The following is a 17,685-nucleotide window of genomic DNA, read 5'->3' on the forward strand; positions in this document are numbered from 1 at the left end:
ATCAGTCTCTTCACGGACAGCACGCGGGCGCGTACCGTCCGTGGGGATCAGTTGGGTTTACCCAGCATCTGGCGCAGGATCGCCGCCGAATCGGCGGGCTGAAGCGCCAGAATGCCGGAATAGAGGCTGATGGAAATCTCACACACTTTTTCGCGATCGACATCCGGTTTGGTCAGGTCGCTGAACATTTGCAACTGATCGCCGTACATATTTCCCAGCGCTTCGCGCACCGGCGCCATCATCAGGATGACTTTTTCGGTGCTCACCGCCACCGGCAGATTGGTCTGACCCGGCCCGGTCGCCAGCAGTAAATCGTTCATGGTACTCAGATCTTTGCGGAACAGCTCCGGCGGCAGCACCTGCGCGGTGTTCACCCCGCCGCTCACCTGCGGATAGAGAAACTTAAAGCAGGAGCCGTCTTTGCGCGCCAGCAGGGTCTGCATCTCTTCGAGATTAACCTGCATCGCTGCATTCACCGCCGCATCCGGCGCATGAACAATGCGCGCAGAGAGCAGCTCAGACACCCTCGGTTTCACGGTATCAATGGCTTCCTGCTGCGGTTTCCCTTCCTTCTTCATCTGCAAAATATCGCGGCGGATCTGCGCATACAGCGCCGGTTCCTGTGTTCTGATGGTGCCATACAGCGGCAGTTCGGCGAGCGCGCTGTCGATTTTCTGCTCTTCGCTTTCGCCCATGACGCGCGGCTTAATCACCCCGCCCCACACTATTGCGCCGCCCACAATCAGCACGACAAACAAGATGATGCCGGGCACGCGGCCCAGTTTGCCCTTTTTATGTAACAGGCTGAGCACCGACGCCAGCACCACACCGCTGATGCCCCACACCATCACTTCGTTCCAGTTCATGAGTGTTCCTTTATCTCGAAAAACGTCGCTTAAAGACCGATTTGTGCGACCGCATCGCGGCTGGCGTCAGCGCGCTCCTGCCCGTGCAGCTCTTTAAGTTTACCCTGTCGCATTTCCAGCAGGCGATCGGCGTGTTCAAAATAGTGATCATCGTGGCTGATTGCCAGTACGGTTTTGCCCATGTCACGCAGTTGCGGCAGAAGTTCGCGATAAAACGTCCGGCGAAATTGCGGATCCTGATCGGCAGCCCATTCATCCAGTAACAGAAAATCGCGCCCCTCGGCCGCCGCCAGCAGCAGCGCCACGCGCTTACGCTGCCCTGCGGAGAGTTGCAGATTGGTCACTTCGTTGCCGCTGAACTGAAGTTTTTCTTTCATTTTCAGGCGTTGCAGCCAGTCTTCCACCACCTGCGGATCGGGTGCCTGCCCCTGCGGCCCCATCAGCTGACCAAACAGATGGAAATCGGTGAATACTGCCGAGAAAATCTGCCGGTATTGCTCCGCGTTCTGTGCGGTAACCGCAACGCCGTCGAGCAATATTTGCCCGCCGCGCGGGTGATAAAGCCCGGTCAGAAGCATCGCCAGGGTAGACTTTCCGCTGCCGTTGCCGCCGATCAGGAACACCAGTTCGCCACGGGTGATGGTAAGGTTCAGCGGCCCGATGCCAAAACCGGCATGATCTTCTTTGCCTTCATAGCTGAACACCAGATCGCGCAGTTCGAGCGTCTGCCAGCGAGTCGTCACCACCGGCGGCGTGAAGTCCTCCTGGTATTGCGCCAGTTTCAGGGCTTTCAGTTTGCCAAAGGCCACCTGTGCGCTGAGCAGCGTCGGCAACGCGCCCACGGCCTGCAGCATTGGCGTGCGCAGGAACAGCAGCGTCAGGGAATAGGTCGCGGCGACATCGGTATTTGACCAGCCCAGCGTGTTTGCCATAAAGAAGACCAGCCCGATCGCCCCCAGCATCATGATATTCGACCAGTTCACGGCGCTCAGGTGGAAGGTATCGGCACGGATAATGTGGTAGCGGTACTCCTCGGCATCTTTGCGGTAAACATCGTCAAACAGATGGCGCGCCCGTTCGCGGTTAAGCGCCAGCTCTTTGCGCCCTTCGATGACTTTCTGATAGTCGGTTTGCAGTTTGTCTTCCGCTTCACGCACTTTCGCCAGATGGCTGTAAACGTGCGACACCAGTTTGAAACCGCCGACAATGGTGATCACCAGCCAGATGACGGTCACCAGCAGCATTTCCGGTGACAGCCAGGCCAGATACGCCGCGCAACCGAGGGTCAGGATAATCCCCTGCACCAGCTCCGGCAGACGGACAAACGCCAGGGTGATATTACGGATATCGCTGCCCAGACTGGCCAGCAGCTGCGCGTTGCCGATTTGTTCAATGCGCTCGATGTCGGTATCTAAAATACGTTTGATGAACTGGCCGCGCAGACGGTAAATAAAATGGTGGCCGAGAATCGTCAGCGCCAGTTGTGAACCGAGGGTCACCACCATCAGCAGAAGCAATAAGCCGAGAAATTGCGGCAAGACCATCAGGGAAGCGTGGGTTGTTTCTATCAGTTTAAGATTGATAAACGCGATCAGGCCAATGCCCAGAATGGCGCTGAGCAGGCTCAGCAACATGACGCCTAAAAACGGCCAGCGATACTGCTTAAAAACGACGCGTAACAACTCCATGAAATGCTCTCATTGTGAATGCCAGAAACCTGATTGCAGGCAGTTTAATGAGACATTGTCTCATATCAAGAATAATTCTCATTTTATCAACTCTCTTCGCCACGGAGAAAAAAGCTGACAGCCTGCTTTTCGCTTCCTAAACTGGGGCCATGGATAAAGAACAAGAACTTCGCCGAAGTAAACGTAACGCGCTGGGGCTGCTGCTGATTGCTGCGGCCCTGTTTGTGATCACCCTTTTTCTGCCACCCAATTTCTGGGTTTCCGGGCTGAAAGCCATTTCCGAAGCCGCTATGGTCGGCGCAATGGCCGACTGGTTCGCCGTGGTGGCGCTGTTCCGCCGTGTGCCGGTGCCGTTTGTTTCCACACATACGGCGATCATCCCGCGAAATAAAGACAAAATCGCCGACAATCTGGCGGTGTTTGTGCAGGAAAAGTTCCTCGCACCCGCCACGCTGATTAACCTTATCCGCCAGCACGATCCGGCGCGGATGCTGACCGACTGGCTGAACGCACCGGACAACGCCCAACGTTTTGCCCGCTACGCCATTAAAATGATCCGCGGTTTTCTGGATGTCACTGACGATCAGCGCATCGCGCAGCTGATTCGCCGCGCGTTGTACCGGGTGATCGACAAAATCGATCTCTCGTCGTCCATCGCCACGCTGCTGGAAAGCCTGACCCGAAATGGCCGCCATCAGGAGTTGCTCGATCAGGCAATGGATCAACTGGAAGTGTTGCTGGCAAAGGACAGTACCCGGCAGTTTATTTCGGCGCAAATCGTCGGCTGGATGAAGCGTGAACACCCGCTGACGGCCAAACTGCTGCCCACCGGCTGGCTGGGACGCAACGGCGCGGATATGGTGTCCAATGCGGTGAATTCGGTGCTCGATGATATGGGCAACGATAAAACCCACGCCTTCCGCAAAGGCTTTGACCGCTCGGTACAGAGTTTTATCTGGAAGCTGCAAAACGACCCGGCGACGGCGCAGAAAGCCGAAGAAATTAAGCAGTACCTGAAAGATGACGAGAAGCTGAACGCCTACGTGCTGCAACTGTGGGGCGACATGCGTAACTGGCTGAAGGAAGATTTAGAAAGCGAGGATTCGCGGGTGTTTGTCAAAGTCACCGAATCCGGCCAGTGGCTGGGAAATGCGCTGGCACAGGATGAAAAACTGCGAGCGTCGCTGAATCTGCAAATGGAAACCATCGCCGGTAAACTCGCACCGGATTTCGCCACCTTCCTCACCCGCCACATCAGCGATACGGTCAAAGGCTGGGATCCGCGTGATATGTCGCGGCAAATCGAGCTGAACATTGGTAAGGATTTACAGTTTATCCGCATCAACGGCACGCTGGTCGGCGCGTTTATCGGGCTGGTGCTGTATCTGCTGTCGCAACTGCCGGTGGTACTGCCGTGGGCGATGGCGCGGTTCTGAAATGTCCTCCCCGCGCAGGGGAGGACGCACTATTTACTTCACAGACTTGCTGAACGCATCGACCGCCAGAATGGCGCTGGCAACGTCTTCTGCCGACAGATGCGGATTCAGGTTGCCCAGCGTATCGCCCTCGCCGTTCGCCAGTGCACCCACTTTTACCAGGCTGGCAAAGGTTTCATTTTCCAGATGCATCTCTTTGAGCGTGGTAGGCATTTTAATTGAACGGTAGAAGCGCACGTATTTGGCGATCTCTTCGTCAGGGCGCTGCTCAAGCACCATCTGCGTCAGCGTACCGTAGGCGACTTTCTCACCGTGCGTCAGGTGATGAATGTCGCCGGAAATCGCGGTGAATCCGTTGTGGATCGCATGAGCACCCGCCAGACCGGCGTTTTCAAAGCCCAGACCGGACAACAGCGTATTGGCTTCCACCACCGCTTCGACGGCTGGCGTCACCAGTTTTTGCTCAACGGCGGTATAGGCGCTGTAACCGTAGGTCAGCAGCGTTTTTTCACAGGCTTCAGCAATCGCCATCCCGGCGATAGTCGGGTCACCGCCTACCATCGAGTGGGAGTGCGAGCGCAACACCGCCTGCGCTTCCACAAACGTCGCCAGACCGTCTGCAATCCCGGAGGCAAACAACCGCACCGGCGCCTGAGCGCACACCTGGGTATCGACCAGCACCAGATCCGGGTTTTTGTTGTAGAAACGGTAGGATTCAAACACGCCTTCGTCGGTGTAAATCACTGACAGCGCACTGCACGGCGCATCGGTTGAGGCCACCGTCGGCACAATCACCACGTTTTGTTTTAGTTCATCCGCGATGGCTTTTACCGTATCGAGGGTTTTGCCGCCCCCAAGACCGACCACCACCTGCGTGCCCGCTTCGCGGGCAATGGCCGCCAGACGGTTGATTTCACTGGCAGAAGCTTCGCCGTTGAAACGTTCATAATGAAATTCGACCTGTGCGGCGCTCAGCGATGCTTTTACGCGCTCGCCGATAATGCCCCAGACCACGTCATCAGCAATCAGGAAAGATTTCCCGCCGAGCGCCGGCAGGTAATCCCCTAACTCATCCAGCACACCGCTTCCCTGAACGTACTTTCTTGGCGAAGAGAAGATAAATTTACTCATGATAAAAACCTCTTTTCGTAGACCATTGAGATGTGAATGACTCCCCTCAGCCTACCCCAGCAGGCTGCCCGCGCCCACCCTTTTAATTCACATTAACAGCATGACTGGCAAAGAAATTTTCTCTCTGAGCAGGATGAAGGCTTTCCTCCGCAGAGACAGTGGCCTGATGAATTAATCACCTGAAAAGACTATTGGGATGTGCAAGCAAAAAACCGAGATGAGTTAGGTTTCAGCTATCAAATGCATAAACAGCACCAGCTTTTACTTATCAATCTTTTCCGTAGAATGCAGTCCATTGGCAGCACGTCGTAAGCAGTGGCAGGCCGTTTGAGTACACCAGCTTGCTGTTAGCCATCCCATTAATAATCTCTGAGATGAATAAGGAACAGCATGTATAACTTTCAGCGTTACAACGCCAAAGAACTGGCCCTGGCTTATATGAGCAGCAAACCACACGACTTCTCGCCACAAGAATTCTTACAACAGTTGAAAGAGGTTGAAAAATCTTTCGACGCGGCGCTGAGAAATCCTCAGCAACAACCGCAGACAGGAATGCTGGTTAAGGCGTTTTGATTGCCGTCTTCGCCTTCGTCAGCTGAGTACCCTTGTTTTACCCAACGCAGATCCTGTGTCCGGTGCATCTGCAAAACAAGTCAGTAAAAAGCAAAAGCCCCGAGCGAATCGGGGCTTTTTGTTTTTTAACGCCGCTGCGGGTTAGCGCATTTGGCGGTCGTCGATGTACTTGCGGTTTTCAGGCGCTGGCGGGAAATACTGGTACAGCCAGGTTTCTGACAACGCGGTCTGACCGGAACGCAGGAACATGCGCAGTTCGACCGGTGCGACAGAATCGCTGTCCGGAGTCCAGTCAAACAGGATGCGGTATCCGTCGAACGGCTGGACATACAGAATTTCGATATTCTTGATCTGGCCGTGAGAGACGTTGATCACCGGCTCGATGCCTTTGTCGGCATAAGCTTTCAGTTCACCGCCGACGAAGTCGATGGCGAAACGACGCGCCCACACTGCCGGATAGTTTTCACCCGGCGCCCAGCCTTCCGGGAACCCGCCCATACCGGTACGCGTAGCCAGCACATTGGCCAGCGGGCTACGGTGCGGCGGCGTACCGCTCCAGTACAGTTTGTAGCTGAAACTGAACTCAGCGCCGGATTTCACCGGCGTTTCCGGCTGCCAGAAGCACACCACGTTATCCAGCGTTTCGCCGGTGGTCGGAATTTCCATCAGGTTAACCGCGCCCTTCCCCCAGTCACCGACCGGTTCCACCCACAGGCTCGGACGTTTGTTATACCAGCCAATCACATCCTGATAATTGTTGAACTCGTGGTCGAGTTGCAGCAAGCCAAAACCTTTCGGGCTGTTATCGGCAAACGCATTAAATTGCAGACGTTTCGGATTATTCAGCGGACGACAAATCCATTCACCGTTGCCGGTCCACATTTGCAGGCGATCGGAGTCATGAATTTGCGGATGGATGGTGTCGCAACGGCCACGCTCGCTGGTGCCACAGCTGAACATGCTGGTCATCGGAGAAATGCCCAGCTGTTTGATGTCTTCACGGGCATGAAGATGGTTTTCGATTTCCATCACCACGCGCGTCGGTTCGCAGTGGATCACGAATTTATAGGCACCGGTGATACTTGGGCCATCGAGCAGCGCATACACCGTGAAGGTGGTATCGCCCGGTTTAGGCGTATCGAACCAGAACGCGGTGAAATCCGGGAACTCTTCCGGCTGATCGGTGAAGGTATCCACCGCCACGCCACGGGCAGAAAGGCCGTACTGATAGGTGTCATCCACCGCGCGGAAATAGCTGGCGCCGAGGAAAGAGACGACGTCGCGGCGCGTCAGTTCAGGCGCTTTGTTGACCTTAAAACCGGCGAAGCCGAGATTGGAGAAACCTTCGAGCTGTTTGGTGTCCACGCCTGCGTCATGGTAGTTAAACAATTCAGGGCGGAAATGGATTTCGCGCGACATGTGCCTGACCGGATCCACCGAATACATGCGCACGCGACGTTTGAAGCCCATGCCCACGTGGAACAGTTCGACGTCGAGCTGCCGGTCCTGCAATCCGTTCCACAAGGAATGGGCGTGATCGTACTGTATGGCGTTGTAGGCCTGCGGTGTCAGCTCAGCCAGCGTTTTAGGTAAAGGCTGCGGCGCACCGCCATAGGGTTTATCCGCTAAGTCCTTCGCCATCTTTTGCAGGGCGTTGAAATCAAACGGCAGTTCGCCGCCGTCTGCCACGTTCGCCTCTGCCGCCTCAGCGGAACCGGTGAACAGTGTGGACATAGCCGGCACACCGCACCAGGCGGCGAATGCCATTGAAGCTTGAATAAATGCTCTTCGTTCCATGCCAGATTCGTTTCCTGTACTGGGCAAAAATCTGGGGGCATCGCCTCAGGGCGCCGCCCCCGCGGTGTTCGAAAAAATTCGACCTCAAGGCTAACGTAAAATTCACCCGCCGAGTATAAGAAATTGAATGCATTCAGCTAATATTTTGCTTGTAAAAGTAAGCACATCTGAAAGCGCGCAGCCCCCGCCGGTCAGGGGCTGCGGGCAGGTTCCCTAACCGCACTTTGCGGGGCATAGTCTGGTGGTTATTCACGCAGGCGTTTTAGGAGCATTCTGTTACAGAACCCTGAATTTCGTGCGGTTCAGGGCACTTCTCTCCCTCATTTGGCACGCTGCGGCCAAAATGTTCTAAATTTGTAACTCCGTTATCCGCCTTCTGGAGTCGCAGTATGTCTGATGAAAACATCCCGGAACGAACCCGCGCGCTGTATGCACAACTCACCGGCAGGGACCGCCTGCCTGCGGCGCTGCATGTGACCGGTGAAGGGGATTTACCGGCTTATTATCCGGTGACAACGCTCATCACAGCGTCCGTGGCGGTGGCGGCGCAGGCGCTGTCGCATCTGTTGTCGTTGAAAGACGGCATTACCCCTGCTGTCACCGTTGACCGCCGGCTGGCGTCGTTGTGGTGTCAGAGCAGCATCAAACCTGACGGCTGGGAAATTCCTCCGGTCTGGGACAGTCTGGCCGGTGATTACGCTACCGCCGACGGCTGGATCCGTCTTCACACCAATGCGCCCGCCCATCGCAACGTCGTCGAAACGGTGCTGGGCAAGGCAAACCACCGGGAGGCGCTGGCGCCACGGGTGGCTTTGTGGAAGAAAGCAGAGCTGGAACAGGCGGTTGTGCTGGCCGGAGGTTGTGCCGCGCAAATGTTCAGCGCCGGTGAGTGGCAGCAGCATGTGCAGGGAAAATCGCTGGTCAGTGAGCCGTTGTTTCAGCGCGCACTTTGCCCGCCTGCCACGCCACCTGCATGGGCCCTGGGCCGCGAGCGTCCGCTGGCAGGCGTGCGCGTCCTCGATCTCACGCGCATCATTGCCGGGCCGGTAGCCACGCGTTTTCTGGCCGGACTGGGCGCGGATGTGCTGCGCATCGACCCGTTTGGCTGGGATGAACCGGGCCAGGAAGCCGACGTGACGTTAGGTAAACGTTGCGCGCGGCTCAACCTGCACAACCCGCAGGACAGGCATCGTTTTGAAACCTTGCTGCGAGAGGCGGACGTGATCGTTCACGGCTATCGCGCCGGTGCGTTGCACAAACTCGGTTATGGCAGTGAACAGCGGCGCGCCCTGTCGCCGGGGCTGGTGGATGTTTGTCTGAATGCCTACGGCTGGAGCGGGCCGTGGCGCGAGCGGCGCGGGTTCGACAGCCTGGTGCAGATGAGTTGCGGGATCGCGCAACAGGGTATGCTGCAATCGGGCGAGAATAAGCCTGTGCCGCTGCCGGTTCAGGCGCTGGATCACGTCACCGGTTATCTGATGGCGGCAGCGGTGATTCAGGGGTTAGCACAGCGCGTCGAAACGCATCAGGGCAGTGAAACACGGCTGTCGCTGGCACGTACTGCCCGTGAACTGATGACCTCCGGGGCACAAGAGACAGCGTCTGCGTCGCGGTTTTTTGCGGCGCAGGCAGAAGACTACTCGTCGCAGCCGGAATATACCGTCTGGGGGCCGGGCTGGCGCTTACGTGCGCCCGTTCAGCTTGAGGGCACCGCGTGGCAATGGGATTTGCCTGCCTCTGCGCTCGGCACATCCCCTGCCAGCTGGCGGAAGGCATAGTCATTTCACTGCAATATAGCCAGTTCACTGCAATAATGAAAACGCCGCCTTGCGATATTGCAGCGGCGTTTTTCCAATCATTTTTTTGAAGCGGGTAATGAAGTATGGCGCGTCCGCGAATCCGCATTGCAGACCGATACTTTCCACTGACTGATCCGTTAAACGTAAAAGCTCGCAGGCGCGCTTCACCCGGCGCGTGGCCAGATAATCCTGAACAGAACCGCCGGTTTCCTGCCCGAAAACCCGTGAGATATAACTTTCTGACAGCCCTACCGCCGCCGAGAGGCTGGCCATCGAAAATTTCTGCACATAATTTTCTTCAATCCACTGCATCACCTTTGACGCCGTCGTGCGGCTGACCGTTTTCGGCGTATCGCCCTGCGCGGGCATAAAGGCCATCAGCTGCAACACCAGCATCGCGATTTCCTCCCACTGATGTGTTTGCTGCTCGGTCAGCTGGTTGAACTGTTCGAGGATCACCTCAATGTGCGCGGCGTGGTCGCTCAGGTCAAAAATGTGGGCGGCGCGGTCGGGATCCCACAACCTGGCAAACCGGGCGCGACGCTGCGGGAAAGATTGCAGGCAGCCGTCCAGCAGCTGGTGATCCAGATGAACCGTGGTGCGTTCATAGGCGTTATTTTCACCTGCTTCGACAAACACTTTGTGCAATTTGAACGGCGGAAACACGAACAGGCGCCCCGGTTTTAAGGTGTATTGCTGATTATCAACAATCACAATGCCGTAACCCCGGCTGACAAACAGTAATTCCAGACACTGATGCCAGTGGAAATAATTAGCGCTGCCGCGACTCATCCGGTTAAAAGAAACCTGACGTTCATTAAGGGCAATACGTTCAAGATAATCTGATACCGGCATTCGGGATGTCCTTTACGCATAATACGGATAACAGCAGATCACAATTTTCAGTCCATTTTTTATAATTTAAGCCGCTTTCAGGCGAAATTCTTTATCACAATTTCAAAATTCAGCTGAATCTGTGAACCCCGTAACAATCAGCGTTTTCCATTTCTCTATATTTCAATCGCGACACAAGGAATTGAAATAGTATTTCAAATAATAAAAACCTTATTTACCGGTCCTTTAACACCACCGGGAGAGCTTTTATGACGCAAAATAAAGTGAATACTCAAAATCCGCTGCGTAATCGCGAAGACGTACAACATCTGTTGAATGACCTGCTCTCGGCCGTCTCGCCTTATACCGAAAAAGGCAAAAGTGGTATCGACCTCGGAGAGTCCACCACCCATTACGGAAAAGAGATTGCCAAAATGGAAGCGCTGTCCCGCATGTTGTGGGGGATTTTTCCGCTGATGGCCGGGGGTGGCGAATGCGCCGATCTGCCCTTCTATCTGGATGCGATCCGTTTCGGCACCGACCCGCAACATCCGCAGTATTGGGGCACCCTGCGCGATTTCGATCAGCGCTGTGTGGAAATGGCTGCGTTTGGCGTCGGGCTGGCGCTGCTGGATAAACGTCTTTTGCAGCATTTTACCGCGCAGGAACAGCAACATCTGGCCGACTGGCTGAATCAGGGACGTGACGCACTCATTCCCAACAACAACTGGAATTTCTTTCCGATCATGGTGCAGATGGGCTTTAAGCAGGCCGGTTTGCCGTGGAGCCAGGACGCGGTGGCTGCCCGTTTTGACCTGATGGAAGCCTATTATCTCGGCGATGGCTGGTACTCCGACGGCCCCGGACGTCCGCGCGATTACTACATCTCAATGGCGTTCCACTATTACGGCCTGCTGTACGCTCAAAACATGGCGGATGTGGATCCTTCGCGCGCGGCCTTACTGCGCCAGCGCGCCGGGATATTTGCGCAGGATTTCATCACTCTTTTCTCCGCCGACGGTGCCGCTGTGCCGTTTGGCCGCAGCCTGACCTATCGCTTTGCCGAAGCCGCTTTCTGGAGCGCTGCGGCGTACAGCAAGCTGGATGTGTTTACGCCGGGTATCGTCAAAGGCGTGATCCTGCGCCATCTGCGTCACTGGCTGAAACAGCCCATTTTCGACCGCGACGGCCTGCTCAGCATCGGCTATCACACACCCAATCTGGTGATGGCCGAAGACTACAACGCGCCGGGTTCGCCTTACTGGGCGTGCAAAATCTTTCTGATCCTGGCGTTGCCGCAGGATGATGCGTTCTGGCTGGCGGATGAAGCGCCACTGCCGGAACTGCCGCGCACGCACTGTATTCCTCACGCCAGTCAGATCCTGATGCGCGACGCGCAAGGTCAGCACGTTGTGATGCTCACGTCCGGCCAGCTGGAGCTGAATAACTTCGTCAATACCGAAGCCAAATACACCAAATTCGCCTATTCCAGCCAGTTCGGCTTCACGCTGGATCGCGGACGTTACGGGCTGAATCACGCCGGTTGCGACTCCATGCTGATGCTGGCCGAAGGCGACGGATATTTTCGCGGACGCCGGGACTGCGCTGAAACCCGCATCAGCGAGGATGTGATTTATTCGCGCTGGCTGCCCTGGCTCGACGTGGAAGTGCGCACCTGGCTTATCCCGTGTGGTGACTGGCATTTGCGCATTCATCATCTGAAAAACCAGCGTCCGCTGGACACCGCCGAGGGCGGATTTGCAGTGATTCAGGATCCGGCGACCCGGTCACAAATCACCCCCAATCAGCACGCAATTGCGGTGACGGCATGCAACGGCATCAGCCGGATAGTCAGCCTGAACGGCGGGAGCGAGCGCGAGGCCACGATGGTCGTGACTCCGCCGAACAGCAGCATTATGTTCGCCGAAACGGCGGTGATCCCCGTGCTTAAAGCCAGTTACCCCGCCGGTTCGCACTGGCTCATCAGCGCGGTCTGCGCCGGGACCGGCAGCGACACCGGCGACCTTGCCGCACCGGAAATCATCCGCGAGGGCAACCAGTTGCACTGGCAGTATCAGGGACGCAGCGGGCAGATTTCTCTGGCCTGAATTTCACAGTAAATCCCGGCAGTTCACGCTTGAGGAGTCACCATGAAAGCCATAAAAACAGCCAGTAAATCGGCTTACTATAAAATGAGTAGCTTTATATTCCTGTATTTCTTCACCTGGTCTTCCAGCTTCGGGCTTTACGCCCTGTGGCTGGGGCAAAAGGCCGGGCTGGACAGCATGAGTATCGGTACCGTTTTCGCCATTAACGGCGTTTTTGCGGTGGTGATGAAGCCGGTTTATGGCTACATCATGGACAAGATCGGCATGAGTAAATCCCTGCTCTATTTTGTCGTGCTGGTGTCGGCGCTGATGGCTCCCTTCTTCATCTTCGTGTACCAGCCGCTGCTGGAAAGCCACATGATGATCGGCATTATTGTCGGCGCGCTGTATCTCAGCCTCGGCTGGTATGCCGGTGTCGCCGCGTCAGAATCTTATGCCGATCGCTTCAGCCGTCTGTATCACATGGAGTTCGGGCAGGTCCGTATGTGGGGCTCGCTCGGCTGGGCGCTGGCTGCCTCGTTCTCCGGCCTGCTGTTTAATCTGTCTCCTGCCTGGAATTTCGGCCTGAGCAGTGCCACGTCGCTGGTGATGTTGTGCGTGCTGCTTTCACTGAAAATTGGCAATGAAGAGCTGAAAAACAACGACGTGATCGCGCAGCAAAAAATCGTGTTCAGCGATGTGATCCTGTTGCTGAAAAACCGCAAATTCTGGATGTTTTCGCTTTATGTCGCCGGTGTCGCCTGGATGATGTTTGTCGCCGAGCAGCAGTTCTCGCGCTATTTCGTCACCTTTTTTACCACCAAAGAGCAAGGCAACGCCTGGTATGGCTACCTAAGCACCGTACAGTCCGGGTTCGAATTCCTGATGATGATGGTGATCCCGTTCCTGGTGAATTATTTCGGTGCCAAGAAAAGCCTGCTGATGGTCGGCGTGGTGGTGGGGATCCGCCTGATAGCCTCCGGGCTGACTCACGATCCGCTGCTGATCTCCATCATCAAGCCGTTCTACGGGCTGGAAATCTCACTGCTGCTGATTTCAGTCTTCAAATATATCGCCGAGCATTTCAGCAAACGCGTTAACGCCACCATGTATCTGCTGGGTTATCAGGCCATGATTTACGTCGGTTCGATCGTTATCGCACCGCCGGCTGGCTATCTGTATGAACGCATCGGCTTCGAACACACCTATCTGATCATGGGCAGTATTGCGCTGTTCTTTACGCTGGTTTCAGCCTTTACGTTATCCGCCTGTCAGAGCATCCGGTCAGGCGCCCCCGCCACCGATAAACCGCTGGAAACCCCGGCAGAACTGACCCCGGCGAAACGCTGAGTGAATGAATTAATTGAAAAAGGGAGAAGATATGACGATGAATATCGCGAAAGAGAATTTATTGCCGGTTGAACTCAATCAGTTAGACAGGATTGCGTTTGCAGAAAAAATGCAGCGGGCGCGCCAGACGGTTCTGAGCAAAATTGCCCGCAACGTGGAAAAGTTCGGCGATAAATTTCCGGCAGAAACCTGTCAGAACGGGCATTACCCGCTGACGGAAAATGTGGAATGGACCACCAGTTTCTGGACCGGCCAGCTGTGGCTGGCGTGGGAAATGACCGGTGACGATCGCTACCGTCATGCGGCAGAGAAACAGGTCACCTCATTTGGCAATCGCATCGTTAACCGCATTGATACCGCCACGCACGATCTTGGTTTTCTTTACAGCCTGTCCTGCGTCAGTGCCTGGAAACTGACCGGCAACCGTCAGGCCCGCGGCATCGCGCTGCTGGCCGCCGAGGCCCTGATGGAGCGTTTTAATTCGAAAGCGAAAATCATTCAGGCCTGGGGCGATTTGCAGGATCCGGAACAGGCCGGACGCATGATCATCGACTGCAATATGAATCTGCCGCTGCTTTACTGGGCCAGTGAGCAAACCGGCGAGCCGCGCTTTGCAGAGGCAGCGCGCGCCCATGCAGAGCAGGCCGCGAAGTACATTGTTCGCCCTGATGCCTCGACCTATCACACATTTTATATGGACACGCAGACCGGTGAGCCGCGCTTTGGGAACACCCATCAGGGCTATGCCGACGATTCATGCTGGTCGCGCGGCCAGGCATGGGGGATTTACGGCTTCCTGCTGAGTTACCACTACACCGGAGACGAGGATCAGGTCGAGCTGTCCCGGCGTCTGGCACACTATTTTCTCAACCGTCTGCCACAGGATGATGTCTGCCACTGGGATCTGGCGCTGCTGGGGACCACGGAACCCCGCGACAGTTCAGCGGCAGCGATTGCCGTATGCGGTCTGCTGAGCCTGGTCAACACCCTGCCCGCCACCGATGACAAGCGCGCCTGTTATGAGGAAATGGCGCTGCGCATAATGGATTCTCTGACCGACCATTATCTTGTCCGTGAAGAGGAAGACTGTGACGGCTTGCTTAAGCATTCGGTTTACCACATGGCGAGTGGCAAAGGGGTGGATGAATGTTGCAGCTGGGGCGACTATTTTTACGTTGAGGCCCTGGTACGCCTGACTCAGTGCTGGCAATCCTACTGGTAACTTTTATGGACGCGGTACTCTGTATCGCGTCCCGTTAACTTGCCGTTTACAATGCGTGAATTGTTTTGAAGCATTTTGCGGCTCTTGATGTGTATGCTAAGTATTCCCTGTCGTTATAATTACGCCATCATCAATAAGTTTTACTGCTATGTCCTTACATCCGCTCAGAATAGTCCTAATTTCACGATCCTTTTGTTCAGTCACAAAGTAAACGCTGACATAAACCAAATTAATATAATCTCGTAACTCTCTTTAAACGCTAAAAAAAACTTTGAATATGCGGTTTTTTCATGCGAGAAATAGGGTCAGCACGTTCTTCGTGCTTTTAAGATTCATCTGTTTTAATCCAATCATTATGCCGAACAAGGACGTCCTGTGAGGACTCACTATGCAAACGATAATCTTGGATCCCTGCCGTTTTACCCGCATTGGATTGCAGCAATTTCTCGCCGAGGAACAGGACATCAGTTATGTCAGCCACTTTGATCAGTTACACCAGAGTTGCCGCAAACTGAAGCCGTCCGTGGTGTTTATTAATGAAGATTGCATGCAACCCAATGCGGACAGTAAATCCCGCCTGCGAGCGCTGATTACTGAATATGCCGACACGTTATTTTTTATTTTTATGTCCAGCACACGTATTCATTTTGAAGAGTACGTTTTCGTTCGCAAGAACGTGATTATCACCTCGAAATCCATTAAGGCTGAAACCCTGAAACAACTGCTGAATCACCCGCGACTGCCGCAGGCGAAAAACCCGGCCAGCTGCGGCCTGCTGGACATCCGCCCCGTGATGCTCAGCCGGTCTGAATCGGCCATGCTGAGAATGTGGATGTCAGGCGACGGCACAAATGAAATGTCGGATAAGCTGAAAATTAAGACCAAAACAGTGTCGTCATATAAAGGAAATATTAAGCGGAAAATAAAATCACCGAACAAACACATTATTTATCATGTTGTGCGTTTATGTGATCAGCTTACTGACGGTATTTATGTCAGCTAATTCTCTTTACTGACGGGCTATTTCTACAGGCTATGCCATTGCATAGCCTGTAGAAGGCTACACAAACTTCTGAAATGAGATCCGCGTCGCAAATATAAACTCAATCTCCTCTCTGGATTGCCGATGTCCTTATATGGCGTGTTTTCGCCACGGCAGGACTTGCCCGCAGGCAGACCCTACATCGCTGTCACTCACCGACCTTCAATTGCCGGTGAACAGGATTAACAGAGCGGAATAAAATGGATACTCCTTTAAACATCAATACCCGAACCTCTTTTATCAGCAATATTCGACTCATCACCTTGATCAGCCAGATTCTGGTGGGGATCCTGTTCCTGTTTGCCATTTCGATTGGCACATCCAGCTTTTTCCTGAAACAAAGTAATGCGGCACTGTCGAATGCCACGCAGGAATTGCAAATACGTCTGGCGCTGTCGAACAGCTCCAACCACCTGCGCACTGCCCGCCTGTTATTGATTCAGGCCGCAGCGGCAGCCCGCGTTGGCGATCAGGACGTCTTTAATAAGAATCTCAGCGATGCCGCCACCCGCCTGAAACAGTCGCAGACGGCTTTTGATACCTACATCAACCGGCCCGGTAAAAATGCCACCGATCTGGCGCTCGATGAACCGCTGAAAAAATCCTACAACGCCTACATGACGCAGGGCATGCTGCCGATGATGGATTCTGCGAAGCAGGCGCATTTTGAGGAAGTGATTTCTCAGGAAGCCGAAACAGTGCGTGAACTGGATCAGGCTAACAACACACCGCTGCTGGCCGCAATCGCCTATCGCACCGAAACTGCCAATAAAATCAACGATAAAGCGCAGCGAAATGCCACGCTCGGTTATGGCCTGATGGGCGGCGCATTCCTGCTGGCGCTGGTACTGACGTTCATCACTTATCTGGTGATGCGTAAAGTGATCATCAATCCGCTGAACCGTCTGGTGGTGCGCATTCAGAAAATCGCCGAAGGCGATCTGACTCAGCCGGCACAAAATAATGGCCGCAACGAAATCGGCGTGCTGAGCAGCAATGTCGACCACATGCAGCATTCACTGGCCAGCACCGTGCTGACCGTGCGCGAAGGCGCCGTGTCCATTTATCAGGGTTCAACGGAAATTGCTTCCGGCAATACCGACCTCTCCTCACGCACCGAGCAACAGGCTGCCGCGCTGGAACAAACCGCCGCCAGTATGGAACAGCTCACCGCGACGGTGAAACAGAACTCTGAAAACGCCCATCACGCCAGCAAACTGGCAGCGGCTGCCTCGAATAAAGCGCAGAAAGGCGGAGAAATCGTCGCCAACGTCGTCAGCACAATGGAAAATATTTCGCGCAGTTCGACCAAAATTGCTGAAATCACCAATGTGATCAACAGCATCGCTTTCCAGACCAATATTCTGGCGCTGAATGCCGCCGTAGAAGCCGCCCGCGCGGGTGAACAAGGCCGTGGATTTGCAGTGGTCGCCAGCGAAGTGCGTAATCTTGCGCAGCGCAGCGCACAGGCGGCAAAAGAGATCGAATCACTGATTGAAGAATCGGTGGATTACGTGGGTGAAGGCAGCATTCTGGTGGGCGATGCGGGGACGACGATGTCTGAAATTGTCACCGCCGTCAGCCATGTGACTGACATAATGGGGGAAATCGCCTCCGCCTCCGATGAACAGAGCCGCGGCATCAGCCAGGTCAGCCAGGCTGTCTCTGAGATGGACGGCGTGACTCAGCAGAACGCCTCGCTGGTGCAGGAAGCCTCAGCCGCTGCCGCCTCTCTGGAAGAACAGGCCGCGCGCCTCACCCAGGCGGTTGCCGTCTTCAAAATTGACGGTACACATCGCCCCGCCGGGCGTACTCAGCCCGCCGCACGCGCCCTGCCGGGTTCATCACCGCGTTCAAGCA

General features: G+C 55.0%; 13 protein-coding genes. 8 read left to right on the top strand and 5 right to left on the bottom strand.

Annotation, left to right across the window (positions count from 1 at the left end):
* Positions 1-47: 47 nt before the first annotated feature.
* Positions 48-866: a hypothetical protein gene (locus tag ED901_RS07140; RefSeq protein WP_122095442.1), complete on the bottom strand. Its 819-nt coding sequence runs from the start codon at positions 864-866 to the stop codon at positions 48-50.
* Positions 867-895: 29 nt separating this feature from the next.
* Positions 896-2,554, bottom strand: a complete 1,659-nt coding sequence (locus tag ED901_RS07145) for a multidrug ABC transporter permease/ATP-binding protein (protein ID WP_122095443.1) — start codon at positions 2,552-2,554, stop codon at positions 896-898.
* Positions 2,555-2,703: 149 nt separating this feature from the next.
* On the opposite strand from ED901_RS07145, the gene ED901_RS07150 reads away from it, so the two are divergent.
* Positions 2,704-3,990: a DUF445 domain-containing protein gene (locus ED901_RS07150; RefSeq protein WP_056780443.1), complete on the top strand. Its 1,287-nt coding sequence runs from the start codon at positions 2,704-2,706 to the stop codon at positions 3,988-3,990.
* Positions 3,991-4,023: 33 nt separating this feature from the next.
* Here ED901_RS07150 and ED901_RS07155 read toward each other — a convergent pair whose 3' ends face one another.
* The gene (locus ED901_RS07155; protein WP_122095444.1) at positions 4,024-5,121 is read right to left on the bottom strand and encodes a glycerol dehydrogenase; all 1,098 of its coding nucleotides are present in this window, start codon (positions 5,119-5,121) and stop codon (positions 4,024-4,026) included.
* A 390-nt stretch (positions 5,122-5,511) separates the two neighbouring features.
* On the opposite strand from ED901_RS07155, the gene ED901_RS07160 reads away from it, so the two are divergent.
* Positions 5,512-5,694 carry a hypothetical protein gene (locus tag ED901_RS07160; RefSeq protein WP_056780449.1) on the top strand — a complete coding sequence of 61 codons (183 nt, stop codon included), beginning with the start codon at positions 5,512-5,514 and terminating at the stop codon, positions 5,692-5,694.
* 141 nt (positions 5,695-5,835) lie between these two features.
* Here the strand turns inward: ED901_RS07160 and ED901_RS07165 are convergent, their stop codons facing one another.
* Positions 5,836-7,491 carry a glucan biosynthesis protein D gene (locus tag ED901_RS07165; RefSeq protein ID WP_122095445.1) on the bottom strand — a complete coding sequence of 552 codons (1,656 nt, stop codon included), beginning with the start codon at positions 7,489-7,491 and terminating at the stop codon, positions 5,836-5,838.
* 389 nt (positions 7,492-7,880) lie between these two features.
* On the opposite strand from ED901_RS07165, the gene ED901_RS07170 reads away from it, so the two are divergent.
* Positions 7,881-9,269 carry a CoA transferase gene (locus tag ED901_RS07170; RefSeq protein WP_122095446.1) on the top strand — a complete coding sequence of 463 codons (1,389 nt, stop codon included), beginning with the start codon at positions 7,881-7,883 and terminating at the stop codon, positions 9,267-9,269.
* A gap of 24 nt (positions 9,270-9,293) precedes the next feature.
* Here ED901_RS07170 and ED901_RS07175 read toward each other — a convergent pair whose 3' ends face one another.
* Complete coding sequence (locus ED901_RS07175; RefSeq protein ID WP_122095447.1) at positions 9,294-10,145, bottom strand: AraC family transcriptional regulator; 852 nt, start codon at positions 10,143-10,145, stop codon at positions 9,294-9,296.
* Between the two features lie 248 nt (positions 10,146-10,393).
* Here ED901_RS07175 and ED901_RS07180 point away from each other — a divergent pair, with 248 nt between their 5' ends.
* The 5 genes from ED901_RS07180 to ED901_RS07200 form a co-directional block, all read left to right on the top strand.
* Entirely contained in the window at positions 10,394-12,232 is a 1,839-nt protein-coding gene (locus ED901_RS07180; RefSeq protein WP_122095448.1) for a DUF2264 domain-containing protein, read from the top strand.
* Positions 12,233-12,274: 42 nt separating this feature from the next.
* Positions 12,275-13,561 carry an oligosaccharide MFS transporter gene (locus ED901_RS07185; RefSeq protein WP_122095449.1) on the top strand — a complete coding sequence of 429 codons (1,287 nt, stop codon included), beginning with the start codon at positions 12,275-12,277 and terminating at the stop codon, positions 13,559-13,561.
* Positions 13,562-13,592: 31 nt separating this feature from the next.
* Positions 13,593-14,783 carry a glycoside hydrolase family 88 protein gene (locus tag ED901_RS07190; RefSeq protein WP_122095450.1) on the top strand — a complete coding sequence of 397 codons (1,191 nt, stop codon included), beginning with the start codon at positions 13,593-13,595 and terminating at the stop codon, positions 14,781-14,783.
* Between the two features lie 388 nt (positions 14,784-15,171).
* Positions 15,172-15,786, top strand: a complete 615-nt coding sequence (rcsA, locus tag ED901_RS07195; RefSeq protein ID WP_122095451.1) for a transcriptional regulator RcsA — start codon at positions 15,172-15,174, stop codon at positions 15,784-15,786.
* A gap of 239 nt (positions 15,787-16,025) precedes the next feature.
* The coding region (locus ED901_RS07200) for a methyl-accepting chemotaxis protein (protein WP_122095452.1) at positions 16,026-17,685 on the top strand (1,660 nt) is incomplete at its 3' end.

It is taken from the genome of Rahnella sp. Larv3_ips (assembly GCF_003697865.1).
Taxonomy (GTDB): Bacteria; Pseudomonadota; Gammaproteobacteria; order Enterobacterales; family Enterobacteriaceae; genus Rahnella; species Rahnella rivi.